The organism is Kitasatospora sp. NPDC034533, assembly GCF_055575155.1.
Genome location: NZ_JBVITE010000076.1, coordinates 26,078 through 36,485 on the forward strand (window position 1 = coordinate 26,078; position 10,408 = coordinate 36,485).

The following is a 10,408-nucleotide window of genomic DNA, read 5'->3' on the forward strand; positions in this document are numbered from 1 at the left end:
CCCCGGACGACGGCCCGGCGGGTAGGGATCCCTGCCATGGCCGAGGACGACACCGAGCACCCCCCGACCGACGAAAACCCTCCGACGGACGCTCCCGCGAGCGGATCCGAACGCCCGCGCAGGCGCCGGCGGTGGCTGCTGATCACCGCCGGCGCCGTCGCGTTCCTGCTGGTCGCCACCGGCACGGTGCTCTGGATCGCCTACCGCGCGCTGGACCGCAACATCCGGACCGACTCGGAGACGGACCGGCTGCTCGCCAAGCTGGAGGCCGAACGGCCGAGCCGCACCGCCGGGGCCCGGGGCGCCGAGAACCTGCTGCTGATCGGCAGCGACGACCGCTCCGGCGCGAACGGCTCGTACGGCGGCGAGGCGGGCTCCGCGCGCTCGGACACCACGATCCTGCTGCACCTGGCCGCCGACCGGAAGCACGCGACGGCGGTCTCCGTCCCGCGCGACGTCATGGTCACCGTCCCCGCCTGCGAGAGACCGGACGGCACCCTCAGCAAGCCCGCCCTGATGCAGTTCAACTGGGCCTTCGAGACGGGCGGCCCGGCGTGCTCGATCCGGGCCGTGGAGCAGCTGAGCGGCATCCGGGTCGACCACTACGTGATCCTCGACTTCAGCGGCTTCAAGACGATGGTGGACGCGGTCGGCGGGGTCGAGGTGTGCGTGCCGCAGCCGATCCACGACAAGGACGCCAGGCTCGACCTGCCCGCCGGCCGGCAGACCCTGCACGGCGAGCAGGCGCTCGGCTACGTCAGGGTCCGGGAGACGTTGGGCAACGGCAGCGACACCCAGCGCATGGGCCGTCAGCAGCAGTTCCTGGCCGCGCTGATCCGCAAGGCGCAGTCGCAGGGCGTGCTGCTGAACCCGGCGAAGCTGTGGCCGGTGCTGAACGCCGCGACCTCCTCGGTCCGGGCGGACGGCGGGCTGTCCTCGCTCGGCGCGCTGTACGACCTCACCCAGGACCTGCGCGGCATCCCCTCGGCGGACGTGGTCTTCCTGACCGCGCCGCGCCGCCCGTACCGCTACGACTCGGACCGGGACGAGTTCGTGCAGCCGCAGACCGGTCAGCTGTTCGCGGCGCTGCGGGACGACCGGCCGGTCGCCGTCCGGCCGCCCGGGTCCGCTCCCTCGCCCGGGCCGGGCCCCGGCCCGGGCCGCGGTCCGAGCCGGAGCCCGTACGCGAGTCCGAGCCCGTACGCGAGTCCGAGCCCGAGGCCGAACCGCGGCGCGGGGCCGGGCGCCGGGGTGGATCCGGCCGCCGAGATGGCGGCGTCGGCGAGCGCGTCACCCTCGGCGACCGACCCGCCCACCTTCGAGGGACGGACCGCCGACGTGGACTCCTGCCCGGCACACTGAGCCGGTCGGCCGGGGCCCTCGGGGGCGGCGAGGCCGATCGATCCGGATGGTTCCGCAATTGCTCGGCCACGAACGGAATTTGCCTCCGCGCTGCCGGAACATGGCGGAGATCACACCGGGAACGACTCCCCCGTTCGGCTCGTCTACTGTGTCCGGATCGGCCCGTTCCGTACGGGCGGGCCGGAGCCGTGACCGGTCGACAGTTGGGAAGCCCGTGCACGAGGAGCAACCGGAAACCGGCCGGTACCGCGTGGACCCGGCCCCCGGTGTCCCGCGGCAGAGCCGCCGGGCCGCCGAGGCACGGACGGGCGCCCGGGCGGAACCGCCCGCCGAGGGCCGCCGGGACAGCCGGCGGCGGGCGGCGGCGCTCGCCAGGCGCCACCGCCGCCGACGGGTGCTCAAGTGGACGGCCGGCGCGGGCGCCCTGGTGATGGTGGCGGGCTGCGGCGGGGCGTACTACCTGTACCGGCACTTCAACGACAACCTCACCTCCGTCAAGGTCCAGCTGGGCGACGAGTCCGAGCGCCCCCAGGCCGCCGGGGAGGCGCTGAACGTCCTGGTGATCGGCACCGACAGCCGGGAGGGCCTCGGACGCGAGTACGGCGACGAGGGCAGCGCCGGGCACGCCGACACCACGCTGCTGTTCCACGTCGCCAAGGACCGCTCCAACGCGACGGTGATCAGCCTCCCGCGCGACCTGATGGTGCCGATCCCGGAGTGCCAGAACGCCCAGGGGAAGAGGATCCCGGGCTCGGCGCGGGACCAGTTCAACGTCAGCCTCGGCCAGGAGGGACGGGACGCCGGCTGCACCTGGAAGACCGTCGAGAAGGTCACCGGCATCCGGGTGGACCACTTCGTGCAGGTCGACTTCGAGGCGGTGAAGACCCTGTCCACCGCCGTCGGCGGGGTCGAGGTCTGCGCGGCCAAGGACATCAACGACCCGGGCTCCCACCTCAGGATGACGAAGGGCCGGCACGTGGTCCAGGGCGAGGAGGCCCTGGCGTTCGTCCGGACCCGGCACTCCGTCGGCCTGGGCGGCGACCTGACCCGTATCCCGCTCCAGCAGCAGTTCGTCGGCTCGATGATCCGCAAGATCAGGAGCGACGACACCCTGACCAGCCCGGCCAAGCTCTACAAGCTCGCGGACGCCGCCACCAAGGCGCTCACCGTGGACTCCGGCATCGGCAGCGTGGACAAGCTCAAGGACCTCGCGCTGGACCTCGGCAAGGTCGATCCCAAGAACATCACCTTCACCACCGTCCCCGTCCTGGACGACCCCAAGGACAAGGACCGGCTGGTGCTCAAGCAGCCGGACGCCGGGCAGCTGTTCGCGATGATCGCGGGCGACCGCTCGCTGACCGAGACCGCCGCGCCCGCCACCGGTGCCCCGGCCACCGGCGCCGCCGCACCGGCCGCCCCGGGGGCCGCCGCCCCCGCTGCCCCCTCCACCACCGCCGCGGCCGTCGTCACCAAGGACGCCCAGCTGACGGTGCGCAACGGCAGCGGCAAGCGCGGGCAGTCCGGGCCGACCGTGGAGAAGCTGCGGGCGAAGGGCTTCGACCGGGCCGCGGTGGGCAGCGACGCCCCGCCGGCCGAGACCACCACGGTGACCTACCAGGCCGGGCTGGAGGCCCAGGCCGAAGCCCTGGCCGCTGCCCTCGGGCTGCCCGCCGACGCCGTCCGGCCGGCCGCGAAGCCGGACCCGAAGGGCGGACTGCTGCTGGTGCTCGGCAAGGACGTGCTCGCCGCCCCGGCGGCGGTGCCCACCGAGGTGCCCGAGGACCTCCAGCGGGTGCAGGGGGACGACGTCGACGTGTGCGCCAAGTAACCGGGACCGGCCGGAACGGGCGGGCCCGGATCGCCGGCCGGTTCGTCCGGCGCCCGGCCTGCCGTCGACCGCCGTCCGCGGGCTCGCTCACCGACGGCGACGGCGACGGCGGTGGCGGTGGCGGTGGCGAAACGAATCAGCTGGTCCTGGAGAGCACGTCCCTGGAGGACGGACCGACACTGGCGATCACTCTCCGGGCCAGCGAGCGCGGCGAGGTCAGGAAGCCGAAGCCCCAGCTGAGGTGCATGGTCGCGAGGGCCACCGGCAGCAGCGCCTTGGCCCGGAACGACAGGCCGCGGCCCTCGACCGCCGCGCCGCCGACGATGCCCAGCAGGTAGGCGCCGGGCACCGCGAGGAAGGCCGGGTGGACGGCGACGCCGAGCACCAGCCCGAGGAGCACCGCCGCCAGCGTGGCCGGCGGGGCGAGGTAGCGCAGGTTGACCGAGCCGCGGTGGTAGCGGGTGACCACCCGGCGCCAGCGCCCGTAGTCCTTGTACTGCTTGGCCAGCGCCCGCACCGAGGGCCGGGGCCGGTACGTCACCTTGAGCTGCGGGGTGAACCAGACCAGGCCGCCGTCCTGGCGGATCCGGTAGTTCAGCTCCCAGTCCTGGGCGCGGATGAACTCCTCGTTGTAGCCGCCGAGCCTCTCCAGCACCTCGCGCCGGAACACCCCGAGGTAGACGGTGTCCGCCGGGCCGGCCAGGCCGCCGGTGTGGAAGGCCGCGTTGCCGACGCCGATCTTGGAGGTCATCGCGGCGGCGACCGCGTTCTCCCACTCCGTCTCGCCCTCGGCGTGCATGATGCCGCCGACGTTGGCCGCGTCCATCTCGCCGAGCAGCCGGACGGCCGTGGTGATGTAGCCGGGGGTGAGCAGGCCGTGACCGTCCACCCGCACGACTATCGGGTGCCGGGAGCCCCGGATCGCGGCGTTCAGCCCGGCCGGCGTCCGGCCGGTGGGGTTCTGGACCGTCCGCACCCGCGGGTCCTCGGCCACCAGCTCCGCCGCGATCTCCGCGGTGCGGTCGGTGGAGGGACCGAGGGCGATCACCACCTCGATCGGCCCGGGGTACTCCTGGTCCAGGATGCGCCGGACCGCCGTGCGCAGGTGACGTTCCTCGTTGAGCACCGGCATGATCACGGAGACAGCCGGCAGCTCCTCAGCAGCCTTGGTGTTCATCGGGCCCAACCGTACCGGTGCGGACGCTTCCCCGTCTTGTCCCGGTCAGGGCCACGGTGGACGCCTCGCGGCGCGCCACCGGCGCTGTGATCAAGGACACCGTACTACCCCCGGCGGTTCCGTCCGGCACGGTGGGGATCCGGTGCCGGAGCGGGGTGGATTCAGAGGGCGTAGCGGACGACGGTGAACACCGCGTAACCGGCCAGGGCGAGCCGGTTCACCAGGTGCTGGGGGCTGCCCAGCCGGTCCGGCAGGGCCTGCCGGGGGCGCAGGTCGGGCCGGTGGGCGGCGGTGGCGACGGTCCGGGCCAGCTCCGCCCGGTCGTACCGGCCGCCGAAGAGGCCCGCCAGCCAGAGCGCCGGGCGGCCCAGCAGGGAGAACTCCCGGCCGCCGCGAAGCCGGACGGTGAGCATGTTCCGGTGCACCGCGGCCGCCGAGACCTCCGCCCACCGGAAGCTGCGGGTGCGCAGCCCGGTGGCCATCCGCAGGCCGTCGCGGTCGACCACCAGCTGCCAGGACAGCGTGTTGCCGACGGCGAGGATCGCCAGCGAGCCGATCCACAGGGGGCGCAGCAGCCCGCCCCACCAGCCGTCCTCGTCGAGCAGCACGAGGGCGGCGGCGGCCAGCAGCGCCACCGCCGGTCCGGCCGCGAACCGCAGCGGCAGCGGCATCTCCCAGCGGCCGGCGGCCAGCGGTTCGGCCTCGGGACCGGCCGCCGGGGCGGCGGCGACCGCCTCGGCGGTGAGCGAGGCGACGGCCAGTTCGTGCTCGCGGTAACGGCCGGAGCGCCGGCCCAGTCGCGGGGCCCGGGCGGCGGGGGCGACCACGGCCGCCACCCAGCGCGGGTCGCCGTCCAGCACGCCGGGGCGGACCAGGAGCTGGCGGTCGGGGCCGTCCGGGCCGCCGTACAGCACGGCGGGCACGGTGCGGCCGGCCCGGGACAGCCACTCGGCGGCCTCGGCGGGGGTCGCGCGGTCGAACAGCTCCGCGTACTCCTCCTCTTCCTCCTCGTGGTCGAGCACCGGGTCCGGGTAGTCGGCGTCCTCGTCCTCGGTGGTCAGGGGCTCGGGCACCCAGGCCGAGCCCTCGCCGTCGGGGGCGGCGTGGCCGGCCCAGCGGTAGCGGTCGCGCTCGACCAGGCGCCAGAGCCCGGGGCCGTCCGGAGGGCCGTCCAGCGGCAGGACCAGCAGGTCGCCCTGGGCGTCGGCGCGCACCCGGACGGCGAGCGCGGGGGCGGCGCCGGCGAAGGCGGGCCTGGCCCGGCGGGCGCTCGCGGCGGCGGCCGAGCCGAGCAGCAGCAGGCCGGGCAGGACGAGCAGGCCGCCCAGGACCAGCTGGCCGGTGATGTCGTAGTCGTCGCCCAGGGCGCGCACCGAGTCGTCGTCCACCAGCAGCGGGACGGGCTCCCCGGGCTGCGGCCGGTGCTGCCACCAGACGTCCAGGGCGGCGGTGCGTTCGGGGCCGCCGCCCGGCGGCTGGAAGCGGACGGTCAGCACGCCGTCCCCGTCGCTCTCCCCCGCCGTGCCGGTCACCCGGGTGGCCTGCTCGGCGGCGGCGTCCGCGCGGGCCTTCCCCCAGAGGCCGTACGCCGGGACGGCCACGGCGGCGGTGAGCAGCAGGACGCCGAGGGCGCGGCGCAGCACGGGCGGGCGGTCCGGGAGGACGGGCGAGGGCGCGCCGGCGGCCGTCCAGGGGTAGGGGACGGGCGGGGCCATCAGCTCGTCCAGCTGCTGACGGGCGCGGCGGCGGCCGGCCTCGGCGCCGAGCAGGACGGCGGTGAGCAGCAGGTGGACCAGGACGGCCGACCAGCGGCCGAGCGGGGTGACCAGGCCGTCCGGGAGGTACCAGAGCAGGGCCAGGGCGACCGGCGGGACCAGCACCCGGATCCGGGCCCGGCCGGCCAGCAGGATCACTTCGGCCGGTATCGTCCAGCCGGCCAGTGCCGAGCCCCAGGGGTCCCGGCAGATGCCCTGGGCGTTGCACTGGAGTGCGTCCGGCTCCACCACGCCCACCAGGGCCACGAAGGCGACCGGCACCAGCGCGAGCCAGCGGCTGTCCAGCCGCCAGAGGGTACGGGCGGCGCGCCAGCGGGCGGCGGCCGCGGTGGTGAGGGGCGCGGCGGTGGGCAGCGGCGGACTGTCCGAGTAGAACATCGGACGATCATCTCAGCACTCCGGAAACCGCCCGCACCCCAGGGGAGTTCACGAGCGGACGCGCACGGCAGGGGGCGTGCACGACAGCGGACGCGCACGCAGGGGGACGCGCACGACAGGCGGGCGCATACGGCACGGGACACGCCCACGGAGGCGCGCACGGCACGGGGGCCGGGCGCTGTGCGCACCCGGCCCCCGCTCCCCCGTACCCCACTCCCCCGTGGTGTGGGCCCGGCGCCCCCCGACGCCGGGTCAGTCCGTCGCGATGGCCGCGAGGACGTTCATCCGTCCGGCCCGGTAGGCCGGGACGAGGGCCGCGAGCAGACCGATCACCACCGAGGAGACCAGCGTGATCGCGACCGTGGTGGTCGGGACGGAGAGCGTCCCGAGGCCCTGGTCCCGCAGCACCCGCTGGGCGGTGACGCCCCAGCCGAGGCCCAGCCCGGTGCCGAGGACGGCGCCGAACACCGCGATCACCACGGACTCCAGCCGGATCATCCGGCGCAGCTGGCGCCGGGAGAGCCCGATCGCCCGCAGCAGGCCGATCTCGCGGGTCCGCTCGACCACCGACAGCGCCAGGGTGTTGACCACGCCGAGCACCGCGACCGTGATGGACAGGGCGACCAGCCCGTAGATCAGGTACAGCAGGGTGTTGATCTGGGACTGGACGAGCTCCTTGTAGCCGGCCTTGTCCTTGATGGTGAACTGCGGGTACTCCTTCAGCCCGTCCTCCAGCGCGGCCAGCGTCCGGTCGGCGTCGGCGCCGGCCGAGGCCTTGGCGAAGAAGGTCCACACCGGCGGCCGCTCGGCGGCGGGGACGGCCTTCTCCATGGTGTCCATGGCCACGAAGGCGCCGTCGCCGAACAGTTCGCCCTTGCCGAAGACCGCGCCGACAGGCAGTTCCTGGGTGCGGCCCTGGCCGTACTCGACGGTGACCCGGTCGCCGACCTTCAGGCCGTGGTCCTTGGCGAAGGCGGCGCCGATGCCCAGCGAGCCGTGCTGGACGGAGTCCACCGCGCCGGCGTCGACGGTCGGCCGGAAGTCGCTGCCGAAGAAGGTCGGCGGCACCGCGGTCAGCTGGGTCTTGGCCTGCTGCCCGTCCGACAGCCGGACCTTCGCGGCGAAGAAGGACCGCTGGACGGTGATGTGGTCGATGCCCGGGGTCCTCCGGACCGCCTCCATCATCTCGGGGGTGGCCGCGGTACGGCCGCCGGAGACGATGTAGTCCACGCCCACGGACTTGTCGATCTGCGCGCTGGTCGAGCTGACGGCCGAGGAGCTGAACACCGCGGAGGCGATCACCAGCGCCAGGCCGATCATCAGCGCGGCGGCGGTGGCGCCGGTGCGGCGCGGGTTGCGCATCGCGTTGCGCTGGGCCAGCTTGCCGGACGGGCCGAACAGCGCCGGCAGCAGCGCGCCGAGCACCCGGACCACGGCCGAGGCCAGCAGCGGGCCGAGCACCACGAAGCCGACCAGGGTGAGCACCACTCCCAGGCCCAGGTACCGGCCGCCGGTGGCCGCCTTCTCCGCCCCCGCACCGAGCACCAGCAGCGCGCCGCCGCCCGCCGTCAGCAGCAGGCCCGCGACCGTACGGACCACGTTGGCCCGGGTCTCGGCCAGGGTGCCGTGGTCGCGCAGCGCGGCCATCGGCGAGATCCGGCTCGCCCGGCGGGCCGGGAACCAGGCCGCGACCAGGGTGACCGCGATGCCGAGCGCGTAGCCGGCCACGAAGACGTCCGGGCCGATCTTCAGGTCGGCCGCCTTGAGGTCCATGCCGATCGCGTTCATCAGCTTGATCAGGCCGACCGCGACGCCGAGCCCGGCCGCGACCCCGAGGGTCGAGCCGAGCACGCCCAGGATCAGCGCCTCGACCAGCACCGACTGGTTGACCTGCCGCCGGCTGCCGCCGATGGCGCGCAGCAGGCCGATCTCGCGGGTGCGCTGGGCGACCAGCATCGAGAAGGTGTTGACGATCAGGAAGGCTCCGACGATCGCCGACACGAAGGCGAAGCCGAGCATCGCGTACTTCATGAAGTCGAGGCCGCCGCCGAACTGCTCGGTGTTGTCTGCCTGCTGCTCGGCCGCCGTCTTGATCAGGTAGCCGCCGCCGAGCTTGGCCAGCGCGTCCGCCTTGAGCTGGTCGTTGCCGCGGCTGCCGTCGCCGTACGCCGCGACGGAGCTGAAGGCCTGCTCGCCGAGCAGCACCTGCTGGGCGGTCGGGGTGTCCAGGAAGGCCAGCGCCGCACCCGGGTTGGTGGTGGTGAAGGTGGCGATGCCGACGATGGTGAAGTCGTGCCTGCCGGCGGCGTTCTCGACCCGGATCCGGTCGCCCGGGCCGAGCTTGGCCTTCTTCGCGGTGTCCGCGTCCAGCACCAGCTCGGCCGGGCCCTGCGGGGTGCGGCCGGAGGTGATCCTCACCGGGCTGTTCGGGGCCCCGGTCCAGTTGCCGACCATGGTGGGCGCGCCGGTGGTCGGGCCGACCAGCTTGTTGGTGGCCGGGTTGACCAGGACGGCGTTCTCGACCAGGACCTGGCCGACCGCGGTCTTCACCCCGGGCAGCGCGGCGACCTGCTGTTCCAGCGCGACCGGGACGGTCGGCGGCTTGACGGCGGCCTGCTGCATCTCGTCCTCGGCCGGCTTGGGCGGCTGGACCGAGACGTCGGAGGCGGTCGCGGCGAAGAGCTTGTCGAAGGTGCCGGTGGCGGTGCCGGAGAACACGAGCGTGCCCGACACGAAGGCCACCGAGAGCACGACGGCGATGAGCGAGAGCGCCATCCGGCCCTTGTGGGCGAAGAAGCTCCGCAGGGAGGTCTTGAGCAGCATGGTGGTGTTCGTCCCGTCGCTCAGCTGGTGCGCTTGCCGTCGAAGCGGCGCATGCGTTCCAGGACGGAGTCGGCGGTGGGCGCGTACATCTCGTCCACGATCACGCCGTCGGCGAGGAAGAGCACGCGGTCCGCGTAGCCGGCGGCGACCGGGTCGTGGGTGACCATCACGATGGTCTGGCCCAGCTCGTCCACCGAGCGGCGCAGGAAGGTCAGCACCTCGGCGCCGGACCGGGAGTCCAGGTTCCCGGTGGGCTCGTCGCCGAAGATGATCTCGGGGCGGGCGGCCAGGGCCCGGGCCACCGCGACGCGCTGCTGCTGGCCGCCGGAGAGCTGGGTGGGGCGGTGCTTGAGCCGGTCGGACAGTCCGACCGTCGCCACCACCTGGTCCAGCCAGGCCTGGTCGGGCCGGCGCCCGGCGATGTCCATCGGGAGCGTGATGTTCTCCAGCGCGTTCAGGGTCGGGAGCAGGTTGAACGCCTGGAAGATGAAGCCGATCCTGTCCCGCCGGAGTCTGGTGAGCTGTTTGTCCCTGAGGCCGGTGATCTCGGCGTCGCCGATCCAGATCCGCCCGGCGGTGACGGTGTCCAGGCCCGCCAGGCAGTGCATCAGGGTGGACTTGCCGGAGCCCGAGGGGCCCATGATGGCGGTGAACCGGCCGCGCTGGATGTCGACGTCGACCGCGTCCAGCGCGGTGACCCTGGTCTCGCCCGAACCGTACGCCTTGGTCACCTGCCGGGCCGACGCGGCGACGGTGGACGCTCCGCCGGGAAGCTGGTGGTCATGCACGACTGCCGTCGCCACTGGGTCTCCTAGGGAAGTTGCGCTCACCCGTTCGGACCCGGGGTCTCGACCGGGCCGCTTCCTGGCGGGTGGGAATGTGTGAACCACGTTAGGAGTGGCGGGCGGACGGCTCGTCATCCGCCGGAATGAAGCCGCTCAACCATGGTTCTACGGGGCACGGCGCGACTCCCCCTAGATGATTGATGCCAAGGGGTTCAGTGGTCGTACGCGGTGAGGGAACGCATGACGGGCTGCCCGGTCTGGTCGTTGTGCCAGATCGCGG

Annotated in this window: 6 protein-coding genes; 2 read left to right on the plus strand and 4 right to left on the minus strand. The window is 74.1% G+C overall.

Translation table 11 applies throughout. From position 1 onward, the window contains the following. Window positions 1–36: 36 nt before the first annotated feature. Window positions 37–1,362 (plus strand): LCP family protein, encoded by a 1,326-nt coding sequence (locus ACZ55U_RS34225; protein WP_465532605.1) that lies wholly within the window; start codon window positions 37–39, stop codon window positions 1,360–1,362. 214 nt (window positions 1,363–1,576) lie between these two features. Beyond that, a complete protein-coding gene (locus ACZ55U_RS34230; protein ID WP_465532607.1) occupies window positions 1,577–3,190 on the plus strand; it encodes an LCP family protein in 1,614 nt (537 codons plus the stop codon). 136 nt (window positions 3,191–3,326) lie between these two features. Here the strand turns inward: ACZ55U_RS34230 and ACZ55U_RS34235 are convergent, their stop codons facing one another. The 4 genes from ACZ55U_RS34235 to ACZ55U_RS34250 form a co-directional block, all read right to left on the minus strand. Further along, window positions 3,327–4,367, minus strand: coding sequence for a glycosyltransferase family 2 protein (locus ACZ55U_RS34235; protein ID WP_465532609.1), 1,041 nt, complete (start codon window positions 4,365–4,367; stop codon window positions 3,327–3,329). Window positions 4,368–4,528: 161 nt separating this feature from the next. Continuing rightward, on the minus strand, window positions 4,529–6,520 hold the full coding sequence (locus ACZ55U_RS34240) for a hypothetical protein (protein ID WP_465532611.1): 1,992 nt from the start codon (window positions 6,518–6,520) through the stop codon (window positions 4,529–4,531). 252 nt (window positions 6,521–6,772) lie between these two features. Next, window positions 6,773–9,343: an ABC transporter permease gene (locus tag ACZ55U_RS34245; RefSeq protein WP_465532613.1), complete on the minus strand. Its 2,571-nt coding sequence runs from the start codon at window positions 9,341–9,343 to the stop codon at window positions 6,773–6,775. 20 nt (window positions 9,344–9,363) lie between these two features. Then, a complete protein-coding gene (locus ACZ55U_RS34250; protein ID WP_465532615.1) occupies window positions 9,364–10,146 on the minus strand; it encodes an ABC transporter ATP-binding protein in 783 nt (260 codons plus the stop codon). Between the last annotated feature and the right edge of the window lie 262 nt (window positions 10,147–10,408).